Genomic DNA, 25,407 nt, shown 5'->3' with positions numbered 1-25,407 from the left:
TTGTTAAAAAGCAAGGTATTATCCGTGGTATAACCTACAATTTTAGTAGTTTTGTACTTCTATGAAGAGAATTATGAAGAGATTATTAATAACATTGATACTAGTTTACACCATGAACAATATACTGAACGCTCAGAATCCTTTCTTCGGTCAGTATCAGACACCGCATGGTACTGTACCCTTTGACCGGATCAAGACAGAGCATTATGAGCCTGCCATCCTCGAAGGAATCAAACAGCAGAACGCGGAGCTTGATGCTATCATACAAAATCCGGAGAAAGCGACTTTTACAAATACAATAGAAGCCTACGAACAATCGGGAAGGCTGCTGGACAGAGTGACTGCCGTATTCGGCAATATGCTTAGTGCTGAAACCAATGACGACCTACAGGCATTGGCTCAGAAAATCATGCCGTTACTCAGCGAGCACAGCAACAATATCACACTGAATGAGAAATTGTTTGCCCGCGTGAAAGAAGTGTACGCCCAAAAAGAATCCTTGCAACTGACTCAGGAACAGACCCGTCTGCTGGACGATATATACGACAGTTTTGTGCGCCACGGTGCCAACCTCGAAGGGGAAGCACGCGAACAATACCGACAGCTGACCAATGAACTGAGCAAACTGACACTCGACTTCAGCGAAAACAACCTGAAAGAGACAAACAGGTATCAGATGCTTCTGACGAATAAAGACCACATTGCCGGACTGCCGGACATCATAGTAGAAGCCGCCGCCGAAACAGCCAAAAGCGAAGATAAAGAAGGATGGGCTTTCACCCTGCACGCTCCAAGCTATGTGCCTTTCATGACTTATGCCGACAACCGCGAGTTGCGCCGCAAGCTCTACATGGCATATAATACCAAATGTACACACGATAACGAATTCAACAACATCGAAATCGTAAAGAAGCTGGTAAACACACGCATGAAAATAGCCCAGCTGCTGGGATACAAGGATTATGCGGAATATACCCTCAAAAAGCGAATGGCTGAAAACAGCGACGCTGTATACAAACTGCTCAACCAGCTACTGGAAGCCTACACTCCCACCGCACAGAAAGAATACCTTGAAGTGCAGGAACTGGCGCGTCAGGAGCAAGGTAACGACTTTGTTGTCATGCCTTGGGACTGGAGTTACTATTCCAACAAACTGAAAAACAAGAAATTCAATATCAACGAAGAAATGCTCCGTCCTTACTTTGAACTGGAACAGGTAAAGAAAGGAGTATTCGGACTGGCAGAAAAACTTTACGGAATCACATTCCGGAGAAATACGGAAATACCGGTTTACCACAAAGATGTTGAAGCCTACGAAGTATTCGACAAGGACGGTAAGTTTCTGTCCGTATTGTACACCGACTTCCATCCCCGTCCCGGAAAACGCGCCGGAGCTTGGATGACCAGTTATAAGGAGCAATGGACAGATACCGCAACCAGCGAAGACAGCCGGCCTCATATATCCGTAGTGATGAACTTCACCAAGCCGACTGAAAGCAAACCCGCTTTGCTGACGTTCAACGAAGTGGAGACATTCCTGCATGAGTTCGGACACAGCCTGCATGGTATGTTCGCCAACTCAACCTATCAGAGTCTGAGCGGAACAAACGTATATTGGGACTTTGTAGAACTTCCTTCGCAAATCATGGAAAACTTTGCCATCGAGAAAGAATTTCTCAATACCTTTGCCCGTCATTATGAAACCGGAGAAGTGCTTCCGGACGAACTGATACAGAGACTGGTGGATGCTTCGAACTTCAATGCAGCCTATGCCTGCCTCAGACAAGTAAGCTTCGGCCTGCTCGATATGGCATGGTACACCCGCAACACTCCTTTCGAAGGCGATGTAAAAGCCTACGAACAGGAAGCCTGGAAAAAGGCACAGGTATTACCGATAGTACAGGAAGCGTGTATGAGCACTCAATTCTCCCATATCTTCGCCGGAGGATATTCCGCCGGATATTACAGTTACAAATGGGCAGAAGTGCTGGATGCGGATGCTTTCTCACTGTTCAAACAGAAAGGTATCTTCAACCGGGAAGTGGCAGACTCATTCCGCAACAACATCCTGTCTAAAGGAGGAACCGAACATCCAATGGTACTTTACAAGCGTTTCCGCGGACAGGAGCCTACCATTGACGCATTGCTGATCCGAAACGGCATAAAGAAATAAAATAAAAAAAGAGAGAATTGGACATGAAGAAGAGATTGATACTTAAAGTATTAGGATTGCTGTTATTGCTCCCTATGTTTTCCGGATGTAATGATACGGATGATGTAGCCGGCATCTTCACCGGTAAGACATGGAAACTGACTTATATCACCAAAGCAAACGGTCATGGATGGTATAACTTTCCTGATATAGCAGACGAAAGCAACGTCATGGAATATATAAACGGAAAGAAAACTTTCATGCTGGTTTTTTCAGGCAGTGTAGAAGACGATATAATACAAGGTACATTCACAGGCAGCGGTGCAATCAACACCAACGGAACCTGGAGTGCGAACGGTAAAAATCAGGAGTTTGGAATGAAAGTGGAAAAAGGAACTCCTATCGACAGCAAAGACCGTATCGCCGAAAAGATCCTGGAAGGAATGAGAAAAGCAAATTCTTACAAAGGATCGGACAGCCGGAACCTGTATCTTTATTATCAGACTGATAAAGAAGACCTCTGCCTGGTATTCGCTCCAAACTAAGATTAGAACTGAAACAAGATGGACACGGAAAAGAAACAATTGGAACTGGACAAACGTTACATACGTATGGCAAGCATATGGGCGGAAAACTCTTATTGCCAGCGTCGTAAGGTAGGAGCTTTGATTGTAAAGGACAAAATGATCATCTCCGACGGATACAACGGTACTCCTTCGGGCTTCGAAAACGTATGCGAGGATGAGAACAACCTGACAAAGCCCTATGTCCTTCATGCGGAAGCAAACGCTATCACCAAGATAGCACGCTCGAACAACAGCAGCGACGGCGCTACAATGTACGTCACCGCCTCACCTTGCATCGAATGTGCAAAATTAATCATACAGGCAGGAATCAAACGAGTAGTCTACTCCGAACATTACCGCCTGGAAGATGGAATAGAACTATTGAAACGGGCAGGAATCGAAGTCATCTATACAGAACTGAACGAAGATTCTTCTCCAAACAAATAATAAGACGAACGTTTTTAAAAAGGAATAGACATGAGTACAAGAAACTCTTCACGTTTTACACCTATCATCATAGCTATCAGCGTGGTAGCCGGTATTCTTATCGGTACGTTTTATGCCAAGCACTTCGCCGGCAACCGTCTGGGAATCATCAACGGTTCTTCCAACAAGCTGAATGCGCTGTTGAGAATCGTAGACGATCAATATGTAGACACTGTAAACATGACCGACCTCGTGGAAAAAGCTATGCCGCAGATTCTGGCAGAACTGGACCCACACTCTACTTACATTCCCGCACAGAATCTTGAAGAAGTCAATTCGGAACTGGAAGGCAGTTTCAGTGGAATCGGTATCCAGTTTACAATACAGAATGATACGATTCATGTGAATGCCGTTATTCAGGGAGGTCCATCCGAGAAAGTGGGACTCATGGCAGGTGACCGGATTGTCAACGTAGACGACAGTCTGTTTGTCGGCAAGAAGCTGAACAACGAACTGGCCATGCGCACGCTGAAGGGTCCTAAAGGATCGCAGGTCAAACTGGGTGTCAAGCGCGTTGGAGAACCTAAATTACTGGACTTCACCATCACCCGCGGAGACATTCCTCAGAACACTGTGGATGCCGCGTATATGCTGAACGATGATATCGGTTATGTAAAGGTCAGCAAGTTCGGACGTACCAGCCATGTAGAATTGCTGAATGCTCTGGCTCAACTCAACCATAAGAAATGCAAAGGACTGATTATCGACCTTCGCGGCAATACAGGAGGATATATGGAAGCTGCTATCCGCATGGTGAATGAATTCCTGCCCGAAGGCAAACTGATTGTATATACACAAGGACGTAAATATCCGCGTTCGGAAGAATTTGCCAACGGTACGGGTAGCTGCCAGAAAATGCCATTGGTCGTATTGATTGACGAAGGCTCTGCTTCCGCCAGCGAAATCTTTACCGGAGCAATTCAGGACAACGACCGAGGTACAGTGGTAGGACGCCGTTCTTTCGGAAAGGGATTGGTACAACAACCGATCGACTTCAGCGACGGCTCTGCAATCCGTCTGACGATCGCCCGCTACTATACTCCTTCGGGACGCTGTATCCAACGTCCTTACGAAAGTGGTAAAGACAGGAATTATGAACTGGACTTATACAACCGCTACGAACATGGTGAGTTCTTCTCACGCGACAGCATCAAACAAAACGAGAACGAACGTTATCTCACCAGCCTGGGACGTACTGTTTATGGCGGTGGTGGCATCATGCCGGACGTATTTGTACCACAGGATACCACCGGAGTCACTTCTTATCTGTCATCCGTAATCAACCGCGGACTGACTCTTCAGTTTACTTTCCAGTACACGGACAACAACCGGAAGAAACTGAGCCAGTACGAAACGGAAGAAGAGTTACTGAACTACCTCCGTCACCAAGGTCTGGTAGAGCAGTTTATCCGCTTCGCCGATACCAAAGGTGTAAAGAGAAGAAACATTCTGATCCAGAAATCATACAAACGTCTGGAAGCGAATATCTATGGCAACATCATCTATAATATGCTGGGACTGGAAGCTTATCTGAAATACTTTAATAAATCGGATGCTACCGTACAGCAAGGTATAGAGCTGCTCGAAAAAGGTGAAGCTTTCCCGAAAGCCCCTGTCGAGACAGAAGAGGAAGTGACGAAAGAAAAGAAAGATGGAAAGAAAAAAAGAACTGCGCAAGCTTATGGCATCACTGAAGATCCAACACGAATCTTCGACTTTGCAGAAGCTGCAATCAGCTAAAATACTTGCCGCCCTCGAAGCCCATCCGGCTTTCAGGGCGGCAACTACTGTATTGCTCTACCATTCGCTCAAAGATGAAGTAGACACACATGCATTTATCCGGAAATGGAGCAATGAGAAACGAATATTGCTCCCGGTAGTTGTCGGCGATGATTTGGAATTACGCCTCTATACCGGTCCCGAAGATATGGCAACCGGCACTTACGGTATTGAAGAGCCCGTTGGAGAAACATTCACAGACTATGCCAGCATAAACTTTATCGCTGTTCCCGGTGTTGCTTTCGATCGGAAAGGAAACCGGCTGGGACGAGGAAAAGGCTATTATGACCGACTGCTTCCACGTATTCCCACAGCTTACAAAGCAGGTATCTGCTTTCCATTTCAAGTAGTAGAAGAAGTTCCGGCAGAAACATTCGATATCTGCATGGACATAATTATAACAAGTAATGAGGACGAATTATCACACCCACACCACCCGCTGCCTTCATGCGACAGGGAGTGACGAAGAATTTGTTTTAAGCGCCATCAAAGGCGGTTATCAGGAACTTGGTTTCTCTGACCACACTCCGTGGAAATACCACACCGATTATGTGTCCGACATCCGGATGACTCCCGAACAGCTACCGGGCTATGTAGAAAGCCTACGCTGGCTGCAAGAAAAATACAAAGACCAGATCAGCATCAAAATCGGACTGGAATGCGAATACTTTCCGGAATATATTCCCTGGCTAAAAGGAATCATCAAAGAGTACCAGCTGGATTATATCATCTTCGGAAACCACCATTTCCATACAGATGAGAAGTTCCCTTATTTTGGACGAAACACCCATACGGTAGATATGCTCGAACTTTATGAAGAAAGTGCAATTGAAGGAATGGAGAGCGGGCTATTTGCTTATCTGGCACACCCCGATCTGTTCATGCGCTCCTATCCCTCATTCGACCGCCATTGCAAACTGATCAGCAGGCATATCTGCCGGACAGCTGCCCGCCTGAATCTGCCTCTGGAATATAATATCGGCTACGAAGATTACAATGATAAACATGGGCTGATAACCATTCCCCACCCTGCTTTCTGGGAAATAGCGGCACACGAAGGCTGTACTGCCATTATCGGAGTGGATGCTCATAGCAACCAATATCTGGAAACTCCGTTCTATTATGACCGGGCAAACGAAACACTCCGGAAACTGGGAATGAAAGTGACAGACAGGATTCCTTTCCTCAACGAAAAATAATGTTTGTAATAACCGTAGCCCCTACCCTCTGATTCAGAGTACGCACCAACAACTCCCGCCCCATCATCAGTTCCTGACGAAGGGCAGCAGAGGTGAGATGTACATACAGCGTCTGGTTACGAATATAAAGATTACTGGTATAGCTTGCCGCCGGCCCCAACACCTGCGGCCAGGCATCCAGCAACCGCTGCTCGTTCAGAGGAGACTCCAGACTCTCCTGACGCAGGTATTGCTGAATTAGTTTTCCTATCTGTTCGGCATCGTTCCGCTTCATTGTCCAGCCCCCATTTCATTGATGACACCCTGATCTACGCGGAATATTTTATAATCACTGCCTACCTTTTGCAGAATACGATCCAAATGCTCCCGGTTAGTGTCCGTTATAAATATCTGACCAAAGCTGTCACCGGCTACCAACTTGACAATCTGTTCTACCCGCGAAGCGTCCAGCTTATCAAAGATATCATCCAGCAGCAGCAAAGGAATGGTTCTTCCCGTACGCTTCAGGAAATCAAATTGTGCCAGTTTCAATGCCACCAGATAAGTTTTATTCTGTCCCTGCGAACCTTCCTTCTTGATCGGGAAGTCGCCCAACAGCATATTCAGCTCGTCTTTATGAATCCCCCGCAAAGAGAATCCCATGATCTTATCCCGCTCACGGCTTTGCTTCAGCACTTCCAGCAAAGAAGCATCCCGTGCATGCGAATCATAGGATAATCCTACCTGTTCTTTATCTTGGGAAATAAAGGAATAGAACGACTGGAAAATAGGTATAAACTCTTCGATGAATGCTTCCCGTTTACGAAAAACAATTTCGCCCGCCTGTGCCATCATCTCCTCCCAGACCAGAAACAACTCTTCCTCTATCGGAGATTCACTTTTCAATAAGGTATTGCGCTGTGCCAATGCCTTATTATAGCGTATCAATGCTTCCAGGTATTCCTTATCATATTGAGAGATCACAACATCCATAAAGCGGCGACGTTCGTCACTTCCTCCAGCTATCAGCTCCGAATCGGCAGGCGAAACCATCACCAGCGGCAGGAAGCCGATATGATCGGAGAAGCGGCTGTATTCTTTCTTATTTCGCTTGAACTGCTTTTTCGAACGGCGCTTCATCCCGCAATAAATCTCCTCCGGTGTACCATCTTCCGCTTCATAAAAGCCTTGAATGACAAAGAAATCCTGCTCGTGCCGAATGTTCTGCGAATCAATCGGATTGCCCGAGCTTTTGCAGAAAGACAAGAAATACACTGCATCCAGCAAATTCGTCTTTCCCATTCCGTTCTGTCCGAAGAAGCAGTTCAGTTTGGCGGAGAATCCGATCTCCACTTGCTCCAGATTCTTATAGTTTAATATGGATATCCGTTTCAGTATCATTGTATACGCGTTAATTTGTTCACAAAAGTAGCAAGTTTTTCGAGGTTTTCGAGCGTAAAACAAAAAAAGATGCCTCTAAATTTCGTTTGTAGATATAAAAAAACTACTTTTGCGAGTCGAATTATCAAACGATGAATAATAACAAAAAGAATCATATAAAAATGGCAGAACAAAAGAATCAGAATGAACATCTGAACGTAGAAGATGCACTGACACAATCGGAAGCATTTCTTGTTAAGTACAAAAACGCAATCATCGGCGGTGTTGTAGCCGTGATTATCATCGTAGCAGGTTTTATCATGTACAAGAACCTCTATGCTGAACCACGTGAAGAAAAGGCACAGGCTGCTCTTTTCAAAGGACAGGAATACTTTGAACAAGATGCTTATGAACAAGCACTGAACGGTGATAGTATTGGTTATGTAGGTTTCCTCAAAGTAGCTGATGAATATAGCGGCACTAAGGCTGCTAATCTGGCAAAAGCTTATGCAGGAATTTGCTACGCACAACTAGGTAAATATGACGAAGCTGTGAAGATGCTTGATGGTTTCAACGGAAACGACCAGATGGTAGCTCCTGCAATCCTCGGTGCAACAGGTAACTGCTACGCACAACTGGGTCAGCTGGACAAAGCCGCTTCTACCCTGATATCTGCAGCAGACAAAGCTGACAACAACTCATTAAGCCCTATCTTCCTGATGCAAGCCGGAGAAATTCTGGTAAAACAAGGAAAATATGACGATGCCGTTAATGCCTATACCAAGATCAAGGATAAATACTTCCAGTCTTATCAGGCTATGGACATCGACAAATACATCGAACAGGCTAAACTGATGAAGAAGTAATATTCCTTATTATATACATAATAGAAGATTAGGCACGGATTACACGGATTTCACGGTTTTTAGTACGTCACGTACTAATGCAATTATGCGAAGCTACCGTGAAATCCATGTAATCCGTGCCTTTTATAAATCCTACATTTATAACCCCTTTAATTACTACAATTATGGCAACAGCATACCATAACTTATCCGAATACGATTTCAATTCTGTTCCAAACGCTGAAAACATGAAATTCGGCATCGTTGTATCCGAATGGAATTTCAATATCACCGGAGCTTTGCTGAACGGCGCAGTCAATACATTAAAAAAACACGGAGTAAAAGATGAAAATATTCTGGTAAAAACTGTACCGGGAAGTTTCGAACTGACCTTCGGCGCCAATCAAATGATGGAAAATTGCGATGTGGATGCAATTATTGCAATTGGTTGCGTCATTAAAGGAGATACTCCACATTTTGATTATGTCTGTATGGGAGCGACTCAAGGAATTACCGAATTAAACGCAACTGGCGACATACCAGTCATTTACGGATTAATTACCACTAATACGATGGAACAAGCAGAAGATCGCGCCGGTGGTAAACTGGGTAACAAAGGAGACGAATGTGCAATTTCTGCAATAAAAATGATCGATTTTGTTTGGAGTTTAAATAAATAGTCGTATCTTTGCACCGCAATTGAGAAACAAACCTTCTCAAAAGCAAAAAAGGGCAAATACCAGAGTGGCCAAATGGGGCAGACTGTAAATCTGCTGTCTTTCGACTTCGGTGGTTCGAATCCATCTTTGCCCACAAAAATTGCGGAAGTAGCTCAGTTGATAGAGCATTAGCCTTCCAAGCTGAGGGTCGCGGGTTTGAGCCCCGTCTTCCGCTCTTCAAAGAGAATCTGAGAAATTAGATTCTCTTTTTTTGTATTACTTTAAACCTCTAAGAACATGAAAGATTCTCCAACGCGGTCACGCGTACTGCAATTGGCACACCCCCCTATCCCAATTGTCCGCATCGGAATTATAGGATTGGGGAATCGAGGGTTAGTCACCCTGCAGCGATATCTGCAAATAGAAGGAACGACCGTCAAAGCCCTCAGTGAAATCAGGGAAGGCAATCTGCACAAGGCCCAACTCATACTAAAAGAAGCAAAGCAACCCGAAGCCACAGGATATACCGGACCGGAAGGCTGGCGAAAGATGTGCGAATGCAGTGATCTGGATTTAATATTCATCTGTACAGACTGGCTCACTCATGCCCAAATGGCATCTTATGCAATGGAATGCGGCAAACATGTAGCCATAGAAGTCCCGGCTGCCATGAACATAGCTGAATGCTGGCAACTGGTAGATACCGCAGAAAAGACAAGACGTCACTGTATCATGCTGGAAAATTGCTGCTATGATCCCTTTGCTCTGACTACGCTCGAAATGGCACGCCAAGGTGTGCTCGGAGAAATTATGCATGTAGAAGGTGCATATATTCACGATCTCCGCTCTATGTATTTTGCCGAAGAGAGCGAAGGCGGCTACCACAATCACTGGGGAAAGAGATATAGTATCGAGCATACAGGCAATCCCTACCCGACTCATGGTCTGGGACCTGCTTGCCAGATTCTCGATATTCACCGTAGCGACAGAATGGAATATCTCGTATCCATGTCTACCCATCAGGCTGGCATGAGCGAGTATGCCCGGAAGAGATTTGGCGAAGATTCACCGGAAGCCCGGCAGAAATATAAACTAGGAGATGTCAACACCACCCTTATCCATACAGCCAAAGGAAAAACGATCATGCTTCAGTATAATATATCCACTCCCCGACCTTACAGCCGTTTGCAAACAGTATGCGGTACACTCGGCTTCGCACAAAAATATCCGGTACCTTGCATCACACTGGATTCCCACGGAGACGCTCCGCTGGAAGGAGAAGCATTGGAGGAAATACTGACCCGCTATAAACATCCCTTTAGCGCCACCATCGGTGAGGAAGCGCATCGCAAAGGATTACCCAACGAAATGAACTACGTTATGGATTACCGGCTAATATACTGCCTGCGCAACGGATTGCCTCTTGACATGGATGTGTACGATGCAGCCGAATGGTCGTGCATCACCGAATTAAGCGAAAAATCGGCATTAAACGGCAGTATACCTGTAGAAATACCAGACTTTACCAGAGGCATCTGGAAAGAACATACACATTAGCATTTATTTACCCCCAAAACCATAAAAACACATGAGAACATTTTTATCACTAAAAACATGCTTGTTGGCTGTACTTTTACTTTGCACAAATAGTATTTCGGCAAGCAAGATTATTTCCGTATCCGATTTTGGCTTGAAACCCGACAGCCGCATCAACTCGGTTCCATTTATACAAAAGGCAATCGAGGCTTGCAGACAACATCCCGGCTCCACCCTCGTCTTTCCGAAAGGAAGATATGACTTCTGGGCACAGCATGCCATTGAAAAAGACTATCATGAAACGAATACCTACGACATTAATCCGAAAATTCTAGCTGTGCTACTGGAACAAATCAATGATCTGACGATTGACGGCAATGGCTCTGAATTCATCATGCACGGTCGGATGCAGCCATTCACGCTGGATCACTGCCGGAATATTACTCTAAAGAACTTTTCCGTTGACTGGGAAATACCATTAACTGCACAAGGGATTGTCACTCAGTCTGCTCCCGATTATCTTGAAATTGAGATTGACTCCCGTCAATATCCTTATATCATAGAAAACAAACGCCTGACTTTTGTCGGTGAAGGATGGAAAAGCAGTCTTTGGGCTATCATGCAGTTTGATCCCAACACTCATCTTGTCCTGCCGAACACAGGCGACAATTTAGGATGGCGTTCATACGATGCCATGGAAGTAAAACCCGGACTAGTGCGTTTATCCGATCCTAAAAGAGAAGCAGAAAAATTCTTCCCTGTACCAGGCACGATCCTTGTGTTACGACATAGCACCCGTGACCATGCCGGTATTTTTATCTATCACAGCATGGATACTAAACTGGAAAATCTGAAGTTATTCCACACCTGCGGACTGGGCATCTTATCACAATACAGTAAGAATATATCATTTAATGATGTACATGTCATTCCGAATGCTTCTAAAAAGCGCGTATTGAGCGGACATGACGATGGTTTCCACTTTATGGGATGCAGTGGACTTCTCAAGATCGAGAACTGTAGCTGGGCCGGATTGATGGATGATCCGATCAACATTCACGGAACATGTTCCCGGATTATGGAAGTTCTTTCTCCTACCCGTATCAAATGCAAGTTTATGCAGGATATGAGCGAAGGTATGGAATGGGGCCGTCCGGACGAAACAATCGGATTTATAGAACATAAAACCATGCGTACCGTAGCTACCGGCAAAATGAATAAGTTTGAAACACTGAATAAAGCTGAATTCATCATCGAGCTATCAGCGCCACTTCCAGCCGGAGTGGAAGCGGGATATGTAATAGAGAATCTGACCTGTACACCCGATGCGGAAATACGTAACTGTCATTTTGGAAGTTGCCGGGCACGTGGTTTGCTCGTATCTACGCCTGGTAAGGTTATCATTGAGAACAATGTATTCGAATCCAGCGGTTCTGCCATTCTGATTGCCGGAGATGCAAATGCATGGTATGAATCGGGAGCGGTCAAAGATGTGCTGATACGCAACAATGATTTTCGCTATCCTTGCAATTCTTCACTCTATCAGTTCTGTGAAGCAGTGATTAGCATTGATCCTGAGATACCGACACCCGAGCAAAAATATCCATATCATCGTAATATACGCATTGTGGATAACACCTTCCATCTTTTTGACTATCCGATTCTCTTTGCACGCTCGGTAGACGGACTCACTTTCTCTTCCAATATACTTATACGCGATACTACTTACCAGCCTTATCACTATCGCAAGGAGGGTATCACACTGGAAGCATGCAGATCAGTGGTTATTTCGAACAATAAAATCGAAGGAGATGTATTAGGACGTACCGTTAAAATTGAAAAGATGAGACCTTCAGATGTAAAAATCAGCAAGAACCCTTTCTTCAAACTAAAAAAATAAGATATACAAAAGTCTGCAAGCAGCTAAACGTATTCGTATTCATACCTGAATATGGATACGTTTAAGCATTATCCCATAAATACAACGAATAAAGGCAGGTTCTCTTTTATAAATTTCAATGCTAAAGTTATCTGCCGTTCTATCGCTTTTTCACTGACCGCACAACGTTCTGCGATTTCCCGGTTAGACAAATGCTCTTCACGGCTCATTCTAAAAATCTGCTGCCGCCTGGCCGGAAGCTGCGAAATCAATTTATCAATATAGTTCTTCAAATCAGCAGCATCCAGTTCCTCTTCTATATCATATGAATTCTCAATTCCTTTTAAAACCGTCATCTTAAAATTCAATTCATTAAAATACCTGCGCGAATAATTGAATATGATATTGCGGGTAATCATAAAAAGAAATCCATCAAAATTTTTTGTAACATCCAAAAATTCTCTTGACTCCCAGAGTTTCACGAAAACATCCTGCACTACTTCTGAAATCGCGGAAGACGAAGTAATATAAAGTCGCGCAAAATTATAGACCTTCAACCAATAAAGGTCATACAGCAAAGAGAATGCAGATGCATCCCCTACTTTTACCTTTTCTAAAATTATCGTCTCCTTCATTTGTTTTCAATTGTGTTACAAAAATAAGGAAATAACCATTAGTCACAACATTTTTTCTTGATTTTTATTCAGAATAAAGTTATCTTTTTTCCATTAAACAGATTCTCTAAAAAGAACCTTATTATTTTTATATACCAAGTTCTGATAGAACTTTATCTTTTTTCCTATCTATACATCTTGCTTTTACTTTCTCCCATATCTGTTCTTTTATTTTTAAATCTATCGTTTTATTTCCAGATTCATTCCATTGTATTTTCAATTCTTTATCCACTGATTCCAGCTCAGCATAGCCTCTTCGCTGCTTTTTAGTTAGCCGCCCCGACAGCAAACCTTTAATCAAATTCATTTTTATATCTTTATCCATGCTATTTCACTTTACTATTATTCTATTTATAATTACTCGTATATTATAAATACACTTGAGTCAGGTCTATCCCCACATCTCTTCCACAAAAAAAATAGAAAAATGCATATTCATATCATAATCATCTTATAACAAGAGCATTATAAATAGAAAATAAAGAAAATATTTTCCAACGAACTGTTTTTTTTATCTTAGTTCTATCAGAACTAAGATGGTACTTTGCCGTAGCTTCACTTGCTCTTTTACTAACAATAGGAGGACTTTGGGTGAATTCGGTCAGGAACAATATCGAGGACGAATTCATAAAGGTAATAGCCCAGCAGAACCAAATGTACATTTTGCCGGATAGCACAAAAGTATGGATGGAACCGGGAAGTTCCATTAAGTATGCAAAAGCATTTAATCAGAAAAGAGAAGTCTGGCTGGAAGGCAACTCATTTTTTGAGGTATACAAACAGGAAGGCAGTTTCTTCCAAGTGCATATCAACAAAGCGTTTATAGAAGTAAAGGGAACCTGTTTCCAGATCCAACAAACGAATGCCGAAAGAAACGAAATCACACTGTTTCATGGTAAAATAGAATTCAATGTAGAATCTACAGGAGAGAAAATTGTCATGTCTCCGGCACAAAAGGTAATGTACAATCCAAACAATGCACAAACGCAAGTCGAAAATATAATGAATATCAACTGGAAAGACGGAAGATATAATTTCAAAGATACCCCATTGCCCCAGCTCATTTCTATTGTAAATCAAATATACCAGTCAAACATTATTTTAGTAGGAAAGTTTACCGAACAATCTTCATTCACAGGAAGCATCCGCTATGACGAGAGTTTGAACGATGTAATCGAAAAACTCTGTTTCAGCCTCAACCTTACATATAAAAATCAGAATAATGAGATAGTAATATATAATTAACCATATTTCTAATAATTAACCCAATATTTAACCTCACAACAAGTTAAATCATGAAAAAAAATCACAGTTGTTATTGGAGGCGGTATCTAAAGCATATCGCACTCACTTTGCTCTTCTACCCCTTATCAGCTCTTGGAGCCCAGGGACACATATCCATTAAGGGGCAATCAATCACTATTATGCAAGCTATCCAGCTGATAGAAAAAAACAGTGACTATACGTTTTTCTACAATGCTGCAGACTTGGAAAACAAGCAACGGAAAGATATTAATTGTAACGGTTCCATTGACGAAATCCTGAACGAAGTTTTCAAAGATAGCGGTATTAGCTACATTGTGAAAAACAAAGAGGTTATCCTCAATGTACAAAAAACGAATAGTACCCAGCAAAAGAAAAAACGTACTGTGACGGGTACTATTTTAGATGCAGTAGACGACAGCCCCATCATCGGAGCTAACATCACCATTAAAGGCGATAAAAACACCGGTACAATCTCGGACATTGACGGAAATTTCAGCCTTGCCATACCTGACAACAAGACGATTCTTGTGGTTACTTATATCGGATACAAAACCCGCGAAGTTCCTGTAGAAGATCTCGGAAATATCAAGATTGTACTGGAAGGAGACGATCACACTTTGAATGAAGTGGTCGTAGTCGGTTCCGGTACTCAAAAGAAAGTCAGTGTGACGGGAGCCATCACAAGTATCAAAGGTGCCAGCCTTAAACTGCCCTCATCCACTCTGTCCAACTCATTTGCCGGAAAGTTGGCGGGTGTCATCGCAAAAACAAATTCCGGAGAACCTGGTTCGGGTGCCGAATTTTATATTCGTGGTATCGGAACTTTCGGCGGACGGGCAACTCCTCTGATTCTTCTGGATGACGTAGAAATATCATCCAGTGACTTAAATTATGTACCGGCAGAGAACATTGAAAGCTTTTCTATCCTTAAAGATGCATCTGCTACCGCTATTTATGGTTCACGTGGTGCGAACGGTGTAATGATCGTTACAACCAAAGGTGGAGAATATAACAGTAAAACATCCATCAACGTTACAGCAGAAAATTCTTTCAACTATCTGGATAAGTTCCCAGAATTTGTGGACGGAGCGACTTATATGGACATGTACAATAAAGCCGCACTAGCCAGAAACCCTTCTGCTTCGCCCAAATATAGCGCTACGGACATGGAACGCACTGCTTCCGGAGTGAATCGTTATCTTTATCCCGATGTAAACTGGCAAGACGTATTATTCAAAAATATGAGTATGCGCCAACGTGCCAACGTCAACATTTCAGGTGGTGGTTCTAAAGTGAAATATTATATGAGTTTGGATGTCAGCCATGATTCAGGCTTGCTGAACACGGAGAAAGCATATTCGTGGAACAACAATATTAATATAATGAACTATACGTTCCAGAATAACATTGCTTACAAACTGACTCCGACGACAACGATCAAAATGAACATGAACGCTCAGATTCGCCAGAAGAAAAGCCCGAATGTATCAAGTGAAGATCTGTTCAAACAGATTCTGACGACTACGCCCATAGAGTTTCCTGTTACCTATCCAAGTCAGGATGATCGTATCATGTACGGTAATAACATCATTTCAGGGAATACATTATATACGAACCCTTATGCAAAAATGATGACTACTTTTGCCGAAACAAACGAAAATACACTTAACACAGTTATCAAGATAGACCAGGATCTGGATTTTATCACTAAAGGACTTAAAGTGAACGCTTTTGTAAATTTCAAAACGTGGTCAAGTTCTTCTTTTAACCGCAGCATCGCTCCTTATTACTACCGCGTAAAAAGTGGAAGCTACGACGAAACCGACCTGGCAAATACAGACTATGAACTGGAATTACTGAATTCGGATGGTAGCGATTACATCAGTCAGTCGGCTATTGGAAAGTCATCCGACCAGACATTCGAATTGCAGTTCAATTTAAATTATGCCCGCCAGTTCGGGTTACATAATGTAGGTGCCATGTTGCTCTACAAACAACGTGAATACAGAAGTGATGTATTGCCTAACCGCAACCAGGGACTTTCCGGACGTCTGACTTATGATTACGGACAACGTTACCTGATTGAATTTAACTTCGGCTACAACGGTACAGAACGTCTGGCCAAAGAAGACCGTTTCGGATTCTTCCCTGCCGTATCTCTGGGATGGGTGATAAGCAATGAAGCTTTCTTCGAACCAATGAAAAATGTAGTGGACAATCTGAAAATCAGAGGTTCTTACGGTCTTGTGGGTAGTGACGACCTGGCGACAGCCGGAGGAAGTTATTACTTGTATATAGATAAGATTACAAATAACGATCTGTCATATCTGAAATGGACTTCCGGACAAAATATGGACTACCAATTGGGAGGTCCTCAGATGGCATATTATGCAATGTCCGGTCTGGGATGGGAAAAGGTAAAGAAGCTCGATATCGGTGTTGATTTCACGCTGTTCCGCAATTGGACATTTACATTCGACTATTTCTACGACAAGCGTTACGACATCTTTATGAACCGTGAAGCATGGCCGCAGTCTTTGGCATACCATATAGCCAAACCCTGGAGTAACATTGGAAAAATGGATAATAAGGGAGTGGAATTCAGCATTAATTATGCCAACAACTTCTCTAAAGATTTGTCAGTCAGCCTGCAGGCAAACTTCACATACAACAAAAACAAAATGGTCTATGTAGACGAACCGGAATATCCGACTATATGGAAGTCAGAAACCGGAAAGCCTTATTCACGCATTACCGGCTACATCGCAGAAGGTTTGTTTAAATCGCAGGAAGAAATAGACAACAGTCCCGCACAGAACCTGGGGTCTACACCTAAAGTCGGAGATATTAAATATCGTGACCTCAACGGTGACGGAATCATTGACTCGGATGACCAGACGATGATCTCCAAATATGGAAGTACTCCCCGCTTGCAATATGGGTTTGGCGGAACACTCAACTACAAAAAGTTTGATTTGGGTATCTTCTTCAGTGGCTCTGCCTTGCGCTCTATCATGACAAACGGCATTGATCCTTTCCAAGAAGGAATTACCGTCGGCAACAGAAATGTATTGAAATATATAGCCGACAATTATTGGTCGGAAGAAAAGCAGAACTGGGATGCAACCTATCCTCGCTTGGGACTACTTGCAACAGACGTTGCCAACAATACGGTAAACAGCAGCTACTGGCTAAGAAACGGCTCCTTCCTCCGCCTAAAGAATGTAGAGATAGGATACAAAATACCTTACGGACGCATTTTCGTCAGTGCAGCCAATCTATTCACATTCAGCCCGTTCGACCTTTGGGACCCGGAACTTTCATCCTGGAACAGTTATCCTATGCAAAAGACTGTCAATGTGGGAATTCAACTTCAGTTCTAATTTATTATGATAAAAAATATGAAACTAACACGCATTTTTCAACATATAAGTATAGCAGTTATGATAACTGCATTTAGCTTAACTTCCTGTGATTATCTGGACGTTGTTCCACCTGAACAACCCAATATCGACGATGCTATGTCAAGCCCCACCAGAGCTTTGGGCTTCCTTTATTCCTGTTACGGAGGCGTCGGTACAGATTTACCTTCCGCCTATCTGGGAGAAATAAATTCTACGACAGACGAATACGTACTTCCGTATTCATGGAACACAGATGGCTACTGGGGCGCATATGCTTTCAATACCGCATCATCTACTAACCAAAACTGGCTATGGTCAACTACCTATCAATATATAGGTCAATGCTACCTCTTTTTACAAAAGCTGGAAAATGCAGGAAGCGACATTGCATCCGATGCCGAAAAAGAACTATGGAGAGCTGAATGCCAGTTTCTGGTAGCTTATTATCACTTTGTGACCTTAAGAAGATATGGCCCCATTCCAATCACGGACTCGTATATTCCGATGGATACCCCAACGTCAGAGTACAATGGACGTTTCCACTTTGACTATTGTGTAGACTGGATTGCGAATCAGCTGGATGAAGCAGCTAAAGTGCTTCCAGCCAACCGTACTGTTACTAATGAATGGGGACGTGCTACCTCTACTATAGCGAAAGCCGTAAAAGCCCGCTTGCTACTTTATGCCGCATCTCCTTTATGGAACGGAAGCTTTCCTTATCCTAACTGGCAGAATGAGAATTTCGAAACTCCGGGTTACGGCAAAGCACTGGTTAGCAATACTTATGATAAAAGTAAATGGGAAAGAGCACTGGCAGCATGTCAGGAAGCACTGACATTGGCTACCACTTCCGGCGACCGTGAACTGTACGATGACGATGAATATTATTCAAGACAATCATTGAGCTTGCCTTTCGTTCCCGGAGTAGCGGACGTAGATGATAATAAAGAATTTCTGAAAAACGTAATGAAGATGCGCTATGCAGTAAGTACACGCGAATCTGAAGGAAACAAAGAAATTATCTGGGGATTATCAAACCAGTTTGATTTTTATTCCCGTTATCCACTTCGCATTCTGAAGAAATCTGATGGTACCTGGCATGCAGGTTACAGTGGCGTGTCTCCTACATTATATACAATCGAACATTTCTATACAGCTAACGGAAAATTACCGGAAAAAGATCTCGATTTCACTCCGTCTTCGGAATGGTTCGAGTCGGCAGGACTTTCTTCCCGCGAAGACATTATCAAGTTGAATGTAGGTCGTGAGCCCCGTTTCTATGCATGGATGGCTTTTGACGGTGGCGACTACGGAACAAAATTTGCCGCAGGTTCTCCGCTGAAGCTGGAAATGAGAAATGCAGAAATGCACGGTTATAATCCGTCTCTGTTCAACCGAGACCATAGTGTCACAGGATTCCTGACGCAGAAATTCGTTGATCCGGTAACAGAATTCTATACAGCCGGCGGTTCTACAAGCGGAACAAGTGCACCTACTATTTTATTCCGTCTGGCTGAACTCTATCTGAACGTGGCAGAATGCCAGGCAGCATTGGGAAATACCCAGGAAGCCATTGATGCGTTAAATCCTGTTCGCGAACGTGCCGGTATTCCTAAATTAACGATAGCTGATGTCACAAGCAATATGACTATCAAGGACTGGGTACACAACGAGCGTTTTGTTGAATTATGGAATGAAGGCCATCGCTTCTTCGATGTCCGCCGTTGGGCAGAAGGAGCAAAATACTTCGGAGCAGGCAAACGGGAAGGTTTGAATGCAGAAGTTCAAAGCCCCACATTTGAAGAGTTTAACAAGCGGACCATCGTTGATGCACCCTATGTTTGGGAAAACCGCATGTACCTGAATCCGGTATTCTATAACGAGGTATACAAAAATCCGCAGATGGTACAAGCGCCCGGATATTAATTATTTTTTATTCATTCATAACAATACATAGAATATATGAAACATATATCAATAGCCTTGTGTTTGTGCGGGATGATTCTGATGAATACTTCCTGCGACAATTATGACGATACGTATCCACAGGAATATGAAAAAATACTATCATTGCAAACCACCGGTGAGCAAGCTGTAGATCTTTACAAAACAGGAGAAGCTACCAACTATTCAATCACGGTAATCAAATCCGGAAGCAACCCCACACTGACAGCTTCTGCTCATATCGGTGCAATGGATGCAGCCAATTTCGAACAGTACATCTCCGAAAGAGGTTTGAACTATGTAGCAATGCCTGCTGACTGTTACTCATTCAATATGGAAGACCTTGATTATTCTTCTGCGGAAACCTACAAAATCATCAATCTGCAGTTGAACACCAGCGAAATAGACCGTTTTGAGCAGACTCTTGAAGAAGGACAAACATGTGTTCTTCCAATCATGCTGACCAGTACATCCGATTCTATTCTGGCTGATAAGAATACATTAATTCTGAAACCGGAGGTCATTATTCCATCTCTTTCTGTCACCGAATCCAGCTCAGGAACCGTGACTAAATACTTGCCACAAAGTGGAGGTACAATCAGTCTTTCTTTAGGACTGCAAGTTGAAAACCAATGGAGTTTCACCTGTAAAGTGGCAATTGACGAAGCTACCACTACATTACAAGGAGCGACATTAGCATCGGATATCATCTCATTTGAACCGGGAAATACTTCTTCCGTACAAGTCAATATTCCTAAATTTACGCAAACCTCCGGTAATGTCGGCATCAAGATTCTGGAAATAAATGGAAAAGACGGTTTCGAATTCAATCCGGACCCATTTATTCTGGTTGCCTCCGTCGAGAAATACAATCTGACGACAGACATGCTTTCCAGCAACGCGACAGAACCGTCAGAGGGTTCATTGGCTAATTTGTTGGATGGAGATGTAGGTACCTACTTCCATAGTGCATGGAGTGTATCGGTAGCTGACAAACATTATGTACAGGTAAAACTACCCGTATCTACCAAGACATTCCGTTTCACCTATACCAACAGGTCCAATAACGGAAATGCTGCTCTGGCATGGTTCAACTTATACACCGGAGCCACTGAGAACAATTTGCAACTCTACAAGCGTTTTGCATGGGATGTGGACAATCTACCGTCCGGTGCCGCAGGTGTTTATGTTTCCCCCGACATCACAATAGACAATGCAGCAAGCACATTACGCTTTGAATGTGAGCAAAACTGGACGGGTGGTTCTTTCTTTGTATGGAGTGAATTCAGTCTGTTTATACTGTCTGAATAATAAAAAGGAAACAGAGGGCGAGTCGGGAGTCTGACTCACCCTCCCCCTCCTATCTTAAAAACTAATACTGCAAAAAGATGACAATCAAAAGATTTCTTATTAACCTATTAGCCCTTTTTTCCCTATTTACAGTGTCACTGGCATGTAAGGATAGCGAAAAATCACTCATAACCCCCTCTTTCAGTATCAACGAAGAGTACCTGATACAGAATCTGGACAAATCGAGTACATCTGTCCAGATCCCAATCAACACATCCCTGGAGTTAACTCAATGGAATGTCTCTTATGAGGCAAACTGGTTGCAATGCTCGAAACAAAAAACAGCGGCAGAAGGAACCTTCCTGAAAATTACAGTGAACGAAAATACAGGCGAGGCCAAAAGAACAGCCAGTATAAAAGTTACATCGACCACTGCAACCTATACCATCACTGTCAACCAATATGCTAAAGGTGAAGTGATTGTAGAGGGAGACATCAAGGTGACTCCAACCGGTGGCAAAGCAAGTGAACATCAGAGTGGACAAGATATTGAGAACACCTATGACGGCAAATTTTCGACTGATGGTGCCGATCCTTTCCATACCCCATGGGGACAATCCGCCAAATTCCCTGTCACGCTGGAATATTATTTCAAAGGAGATACAGAAATAAACTACTTAATTTATTATACCCGATCCGGTAACGGAAATTTCGGAAAGGTCAATGTATATACAACCACAAGCCCCGACCGGTCGGACTATACACTGCAAGGAGAATATGACTTTAAAGAGCAGAACGCTCCATCCAAAGTCTCATTTTCAGAAGGCATAAAAGCGACTGGAATCAAGTTCGAAGTCTTAAGCGGACTCGGAGATTTTGTAAGCTGTGACGAAATGGAGTTTTACAAGACCAATACGGATAAAACGCTGGACAAACAGCTGCTTACCGTCTTCACCGACATCACCTGTACGGAAATAAAAGACAATGTCACCGATGAGCAGATACAGGCTCTGCCGGACTACTTCGTCAGAATAGCAGAAGCAGTCCGCGACAACACATACGACAAATGGGAAAAAGAATTCCGTATCCGTAATTATGAGCCATACAGTAATATCGCCGAGTGGGCAGACAAACTAATGACCAAGAAATACAGTGATCTCGACAATCCGACCGGCATATCAGTGAAAGCAGGAGATGACGTTATTGTATTGGTAGGTGACACATACGGACAGAACGTTTCAGTGCAGTGTATCTGGGAAACGGGCACCGAATACAAACAAACAGCCTCTTCAGGAGATGTCTATATGCTAACCCCCGGCGTCAACAAACTGACAATGAAAGGAGAAGGCCAGTTGTTTGTCATGTACAACACCGACCTGGCTTCAAATTCAGCAAAACCTATCAAGATTCACATACCTCTGGGAAGTGGTACAGTAAACGGCTTCTTCGACCTGAAAGAACATAAGACAGACGAAAAGTACGCTGAACTGTTAAAGAAATCAACACACAAATACTTCTGCATACGCGGAGAAAAGATCATGTTCTATTTCCACCGCAACAAATTGCTGGAATATGTACCGAACAATATCCTCTCTGCCATCCATTTATGGGATAACATTGTCAGCTGGCAACAAGAATTAATGGGAATCGATGATGTACGCCCATCGCAGGTCAACAACCACTTGTTTGCCATCTCACCGGAAGGAAGCTATATGTGGGCATCCGACTATCAAATCGGATTTGTTTATACCTATTTAGGTAATATACTGCTAGAAGATAATGTAATGGCAGCGGAAGACAACGCATGGGGACCTGCCCATGAAATCGGACATGTTCATCAGGCCGCCATCAACTGGGCCAGCTCTACGGAATCATCCAACAATCTGTTCTCCAACTATATTATCTATAAATTAGGTAAATACAAATCGCGCGGCAACGGACTGGGAAGCGTTGCAACCGCCCGTTACGCCAATGGCCAGGCATGGTACAACATGGGAGACGCGACCCACCAGAACGAAGATACGGAAACTCACATGAGAATGAACTGGCAATTGTGGACTTACTATCACCGTTGTGAATATAAGACTGATTTCTGGCAAACTCTTTTCAAACTGATGCGCGAAGTGAATATGACCGAAGGAGAAGACCCCGGAAAGAAACAACTTGAGTTTGCTAAAATGGCAAGCAAAGCCGCCAACGAGAATCTGACTGACTTTTTCGAAATGTGGGGATTCTTCGAGCCTGTCAATACCACTATCGAGCAGTACGGAACATACAAATACTATGTAAGTGACGCGATGATTCGTGAAGCCAAAGAATACATGGCACAATTCCCTGCTCCGAAACATGCTTTCCAGTACATCGAAGACAGGAAGAAAAGTGAATTCCCATCGGATGACTACCGTTATTCGGCAGTCGGAGATGTCGGATACTACACGCAATTCAAAGAAAACCAGAAGATTACCAAAACAATCACGGCAGAGATAACGGGACGTAAGGTTTCCATCCGAAACGGAGATGAAGCGGTTGCTTTCGAGATCAGAGAAAATAATGAAAACGGAAAATTACTTTATTTTTCTACCTTCACGACTTTCGAGATTCCATCATCCGTATCAATGGTAAATGCCAAAACATACGCCGTACAAGCTGACGGAAAACGTATTTTGTTATAAGAACAAATTAACTTAACACACATTGCAGCTATAAAAACGGCATCGCCCAACATGGGGCGATGCCGAAAATATCACGATAGCGCAGGAAATAGTGAGACTCTTTTTCTACCAAAAAGATGAATGGACAGTGAAAATATCTACAATAATTACACCAGATTGATTAATTAATTAGTATTTTTGACACCGAAATGAAAAACCAATTAATAACCCCCAATTAAAAACCTAAAAGAAAGATGAAGAGACTACTACTTAACACACTCATCGGTCTTGCATTGTTGACCTGCCAGACCAGTTTTGCTCAAAAGACAAAAGCAAAATTCTCACCGATTAAAGTGGAAACTCCGGCTCGTCCGGCAAATCAGCAAGACGTTATCCAACTTGTCACTCCAAAACTTGAAACTGTCCGTGTAGGCTTTATCGGGCTAGGAATGCGTGGTCCCGGTGCCGTTGAACGCTGGACACATATTCCGGGAACTCAAATCGTAGCTTTGTGCGATCTCCTCCCCGAACGTGTCGAGAGTGCACAAAAGATTCTGGAGAAAGCCGGTCTGCCTAAAGCCGCTTCATATGCGGGAGACGAGAAGGCATGGAAAAAACTCTGCGAACGGGATGACATCGACATCGTATATATAGCTACCGACTGGAAACACCATGCGGAAATGGGTGTATATGCTATGGAGCACGGTAAGCATGTGGCTATCGAAGTACCTGCTGCCATGACACTGGACGAAATCTGGAAACTAATCAATACTTCCGAAAAGACTCGCAAGCATTGTATGCAACTGGAAAACTGTGTATATGACTTCTTTGAATTGACATCACTCAATATGGCACAGCAAGGTGTATTCGGTGAAGTACTTCATGTAGAAGGTGCGTATATCCACAATCTGGAAGACTTCTGGCCGTATTACTGGAACAACTGGCGTATGGATTACAACCAACTGCACCGTGGCGATGTATATGCCACTCACGGCATGGGTCCGGCTTGTCAGGTACTTAATATCCACCGTGGCGACCGCATGAAAACGTTAGTATCTATGGATACCAAGCCTGTGAACGGTCCTGCATACATCAAAAAGAAAACCGGAAAAGAAGTGAAAGACTTCCAGAACGGCGACCAGACATCCACTCTCATCCGTACCGAGAATGGCAAGACAATGCTGATCCAGCACAACGTAATGACACCACGTCCTTACAGCCGCATGTATCAAGTGGTCGGAGCAGATGGTTATGCCAGCAAATATCCGATTGAAGAATACTGTCTGAGACCTTCGCAAGTAGACTCAAATGATGTACCGAATCACGAAAAGCTGAATGCACACGGTTCCGTATCCGAAGATGTGAAAAAAGCATTGATGGCTAAATACAAAGACCCGATTCACAAAGAACTGGAAGAAACTGCCAAGAAAGTAGGCGGTCATGGTGGTATGGATTATATCATGGACTATCGTCTGGTATACTGCCTGCGCAACGGCCTGCCACTCGATATGGACGTTTATGACCTGGCAGAATGGTGCTGCATGGCTGAGCTGACCCGACTTTCTATCGAGAATGGTTCTGCTCCGGTAGAAATACCCGATTTCACCCGTGGCGGATGGAATAAAGTGCAAGGCTACAAACATGCTTTTGCCGAATAAGCCATTATACCTTATTAATATGTAAACTTACGGATAGCCCGACTGAGAAAAAGTGGGGTT

General features: G+C 43.4%; 20 protein-coding genes and 2 tRNA genes. 18 read left to right on the top strand and 4 right to left on the bottom strand.

Annotated features, from left to right (window positions below):
- Window positions 1-112 precede the first annotated feature (112 nt).
- The 6 genes from K6V30_RS09910 to K6V30_RS09885 are packed head-to-tail and all read left to right on the top strand — an operon-like array spanning window position 113 to window position 6,182.
- Window positions 113-2,173 carry a M3 family metallopeptidase gene (locus K6V30_RS09910; protein ID WP_055270318.1) on the top strand — a complete coding sequence of 687 codons (2,061 nt, stop codon included), beginning with the start codon at window positions 113-115 and terminating at the stop codon, window positions 2,171-2,173.
- 23 nt (window positions 2,174-2,196) lie between these two features.
- Complete coding sequence (locus tag K6V30_RS09905; protein WP_010536864.1) at window positions 2,197-2,697, top strand: DUF4847 family protein; 501 nt, start codon at window positions 2,197-2,199, stop codon at window positions 2,695-2,697.
- 18 nt (window positions 2,698-2,715) lie between these two features.
- Window positions 2,716-3,165, top strand: a complete 450-nt coding sequence (locus K6V30_RS09900; RefSeq protein ID WP_010536863.1) for a dCMP deaminase family protein — start codon at window positions 2,716-2,718, stop codon at window positions 3,163-3,165.
- Between the two features lie 30 nt (window positions 3,166-3,195).
- Complete coding sequence (locus tag K6V30_RS09895; RefSeq protein ID WP_010536862.1) at window positions 3,196-4,944, top strand: S41 family peptidase; 1,749 nt, start codon at window positions 3,196-3,198, stop codon at window positions 4,942-4,944.
- Complete coding sequence (locus tag K6V30_RS09890) at window positions 4,922-5,446, top strand: 5-formyltetrahydrofolate cyclo-ligase (RefSeq protein WP_229137523.1); 525 nt, start codon at window positions 4,922-4,924, stop codon at window positions 5,444-5,446. The genes K6V30_RS09895 and K6V30_RS09890 overlap by 23 nt, the downstream gene beginning before the upstream one ends.
- Window positions 5,391-6,182, top strand: a complete 792-nt coding sequence (locus K6V30_RS09885) for a histidinol-phosphatase (protein WP_055270314.1) — start codon at window positions 5,391-5,393, stop codon at window positions 6,180-6,182. Before K6V30_RS09890 ends, K6V30_RS09885 begins: the two co-directional genes overlap by 56 nt.
- On the opposite strand, the gene K6V30_RS09880 is transcribed toward K6V30_RS09885, so the two are convergent.
- Together K6V30_RS09880 and recF are read right to left on the bottom strand one after the other, a co-directional pair.
- Entirely contained in the window at window positions 6,169-6,456 is a 288-nt protein-coding gene (locus K6V30_RS09880) for a DciA family protein (RefSeq protein WP_008764453.1), read from the bottom strand. The two genes, K6V30_RS09885 and K6V30_RS09880, sit on opposite strands and share 14 nt — an antisense overlap.
- Window positions 6,453-7,562, bottom strand: a complete 1,110-nt coding sequence (recF, locus tag K6V30_RS09875; RefSeq protein WP_055270312.1) for a DNA replication/repair protein RecF — start codon at window positions 7,560-7,562, stop codon at window positions 6,453-6,455. Before recF ends, K6V30_RS09880 begins: the two co-directional genes overlap by 4 nt.
- Before the next feature lie 161 nt (window positions 7,563-7,723).
- Between recF and K6V30_RS09870 the strand changes: the two genes are divergently transcribed.
- From K6V30_RS09870 to K6V30_RS09845, 6 genes are all read left to right on the top strand, one after another.
- Window positions 7,724-8,407: a tetratricopeptide repeat protein gene (locus K6V30_RS09870; protein WP_010536858.1), complete on the top strand. Its 684-nt coding sequence runs from the start codon at window positions 7,724-7,726 to the stop codon at window positions 8,405-8,407.
- Between the two features lie 164 nt (window positions 8,408-8,571).
- Window positions 8,572-9,066 carry a 6,7-dimethyl-8-ribityllumazine synthase gene (gene ribH, locus K6V30_RS09865; RefSeq protein ID WP_008764452.1) on the top strand — a complete coding sequence of 165 codons (495 nt, stop codon included), beginning with the start codon at window positions 8,572-8,574 and terminating at the stop codon, window positions 9,064-9,066.
- Between the two features lie 50 nt (window positions 9,067-9,116).
- Window positions 9,117-9,199, top strand: a tRNA-Tyr gene (locus tag K6V30_RS09860).
- Between the two features lie 8 nt (window positions 9,200-9,207).
- Window positions 9,208-9,280: transfer RNA gene (locus tag K6V30_RS09855), tRNA-Gly, on the top strand.
- Between the two features lie 62 nt (window positions 9,281-9,342).
- The gene (locus tag K6V30_RS09850) at window positions 9,343-10,602 is read left to right on the top strand and encodes a Gfo/Idh/MocA family protein (protein WP_055270310.1); all 1,260 of its coding nucleotides are present in this window, start codon (window positions 9,343-9,345) and stop codon (window positions 10,600-10,602) included.
- Between the two features lie 31 nt (window positions 10,603-10,633).
- Window positions 10,634-12,481, top strand: coding sequence for a right-handed parallel beta-helix repeat-containing protein (locus tag K6V30_RS09845; RefSeq protein WP_055270308.1), 1,848 nt, complete (start codon window positions 10,634-10,636; stop codon window positions 12,479-12,481).
- A gap of 68 nt (window positions 12,482-12,549) precedes the next feature.
- Here K6V30_RS09845 and K6V30_RS09840 read toward each other — a convergent pair whose 3' ends face one another.
- On the bottom strand, window positions 12,550-13,095 hold the full coding sequence (locus tag K6V30_RS09840) for an RNA polymerase sigma-70 factor (RefSeq protein ID WP_010536855.1): 546 nt from the start codon (window positions 13,093-13,095) through the stop codon (window positions 12,550-12,552).
- 127 nt (window positions 13,096-13,222) lie between these two features.
- A complete protein-coding gene (locus tag K6V30_RS09835; RefSeq protein WP_010536854.1) occupies window positions 13,223-13,459 on the bottom strand; it encodes a hypothetical protein in 237 nt (78 codons plus the stop codon).
- A 266-nt stretch (window positions 13,460-13,725) separates the two neighbouring features.
- Between K6V30_RS09835 and K6V30_RS09830 the strand changes: the two genes are divergently transcribed.
- From K6V30_RS09830 to K6V30_RS09805, 6 genes are all read left to right on the top strand, one after another.
- Window positions 13,726-14,379, top strand: a complete 654-nt coding sequence (locus K6V30_RS09830; RefSeq protein ID WP_029425347.1) for a FecR family protein — start codon at window positions 13,726-13,728, stop codon at window positions 14,377-14,379.
- Between the two features lie 50 nt (window positions 14,380-14,429).
- The gene (locus tag K6V30_RS09825) at window positions 14,430-17,783 is read left to right on the top strand and encodes a TonB-dependent receptor (RefSeq protein ID WP_055270306.1); all 3,354 of its coding nucleotides are present in this window, start codon (window positions 14,430-14,432) and stop codon (window positions 17,781-17,783) included.
- A gap of 6 nt (window positions 17,784-17,789) precedes the next feature.
- Entirely contained in the window at window positions 17,790-19,730 is a 1,941-nt protein-coding gene (locus tag K6V30_RS09820; protein WP_032836781.1) for a RagB/SusD family nutrient uptake outer membrane protein, read from the top strand.
- A gap of 36 nt (window positions 19,731-19,766) precedes the next feature.
- A complete protein-coding gene (locus K6V30_RS09815; RefSeq protein WP_029425346.1) occupies window positions 19,767-21,059 on the top strand; it encodes a BT_3987 domain-containing protein in 1,293 nt (430 codons plus the stop codon).
- A 77-nt stretch (window positions 21,060-21,136) separates the two neighbouring features.
- On the top strand, window positions 21,137-23,710 hold the full coding sequence (locus K6V30_RS09810; protein ID WP_055270304.1) for a M60 family metallopeptidase: 2,574 nt from the start codon (window positions 21,137-21,139) through the stop codon (window positions 23,708-23,710).
- Window positions 23,711-23,943: 233 nt separating this feature from the next.
- A complete protein-coding gene (locus tag K6V30_RS09805) occupies window positions 23,944-25,347 on the top strand; it encodes a Gfo/Idh/MocA family protein (RefSeq protein ID WP_010536848.1) in 1,404 nt (467 codons plus the stop codon).
- Window positions 25,348-25,407: the final 60 nt, after the last annotated feature.

This window comes from Bacteroides faecis (genome assembly GCF_020091505.1).
GTDB classification, from domain to species: Bacteria; Bacteroidota; Bacteroidia; order Bacteroidales; family Bacteroidaceae; genus Bacteroides; species Bacteroides faecis.
The sequence above is the reverse complement of the archived record's forward strand: the minus strand, read 5'-3'. Positions and strand labels throughout refer to the sequence as shown.

What these genes read in the sequence shown, in the direction of transcription:
- K6V30_RS09910 (WP_055270318.1), top strand. Translation starts at nt 113, where the DNA reads ATGAACAATATACTGAACGCTCAGAATCCTTTCTTCGGTCAGTATCAG.
- K6V30_RS09905 (WP_010536864.1), top strand. Translation starts at nt 2,197, where the DNA reads ATGAAGAAGAGATTGATACTTAAAGTATTAGGATTGCTGTTATTGCTC.
- K6V30_RS09900 (WP_010536863.1), top strand. Translation starts at nt 2,716, where the DNA reads ATGGACACGGAAAAGAAACAATTGGAACTGGACAAACGTTACATACGT.
- K6V30_RS09895 (WP_010536862.1), top strand. Translation starts at nt 3,196, where the DNA reads ATGAGTACAAGAAACTCTTCACGTTTTACACCTATCATCATAGCTATC.
- K6V30_RS09885 (WP_055270314.1), top strand. Translation starts at nt 5,391, where the DNA reads ATGAGGACGAATTATCACACCCACACCACCCGCTGCCTTCATGCGACA.
- K6V30_RS09880 (WP_008764453.1), bottom strand. Translation starts at nt 6,456, where the DNA reads ATGAAGCGGAACGATGCCGAACAGATAGGAAAACTAATTCAGCAATAC.
- recF (WP_055270312.1), bottom strand. Translation starts at nt 7,562, where the DNA reads ATGATACTGAAACGGATATCCATATTAAACTATAAGAATCTGGAGCAA.
- K6V30_RS09870 (WP_010536858.1), top strand. Translation starts at nt 7,724, where the DNA reads ATGGCAGAACAAAAGAATCAGAATGAACATCTGAACGTAGAAGATGCA.
- ribH (WP_008764452.1), top strand. Translation starts at nt 8,572, where the DNA reads ATGGCAACAGCATACCATAACTTATCCGAATACGATTTCAATTCTGTT.
- K6V30_RS09850 (WP_055270310.1), top strand. Translation starts at nt 9,343, where the DNA reads ATGAAAGATTCTCCAACGCGGTCACGCGTACTGCAATTGGCACACCCC.
- K6V30_RS09845 (WP_055270308.1), top strand. Translation starts at nt 10,634, where the DNA reads ATGAGAACATTTTTATCACTAAAAACATGCTTGTTGGCTGTACTTTTA.
- K6V30_RS09840 (WP_010536855.1), bottom strand. Translation starts at nt 13,095, where the DNA reads ATGAAGGAGACGATAATTTTAGAAAAGGTAAAAGTAGGGGATGCATCT.
- K6V30_RS09835 (WP_010536854.1), bottom strand. Translation starts at nt 13,459, where the DNA reads ATGGATAAAGATATAAAAATGAATTTGATTAAAGGTTTGCTGTCGGGG.
- K6V30_RS09825 (WP_055270306.1), top strand. Translation starts at nt 14,430, where the DNA reads ATGAAAAAAAATCACAGTTGTTATTGGAGGCGGTATCTAAAGCATATC.
- K6V30_RS09820 (WP_032836781.1), top strand. Translation starts at nt 17,790, where the DNA reads ATGATAAAAAATATGAAACTAACACGCATTTTTCAACATATAAGTATA.
- K6V30_RS09815 (WP_029425346.1), top strand. Translation starts at nt 19,767, where the DNA reads ATGAAACATATATCAATAGCCTTGTGTTTGTGCGGGATGATTCTGATG.
- K6V30_RS09810 (WP_055270304.1), top strand. Translation starts at nt 21,137, where the DNA reads ATGACAATCAAAAGATTTCTTATTAACCTATTAGCCCTTTTTTCCCTA.
- K6V30_RS09805 (WP_010536848.1), top strand. Translation starts at nt 23,944, where the DNA reads ATGAAGAGACTACTACTTAACACACTCATCGGTCTTGCATTGTTGACC.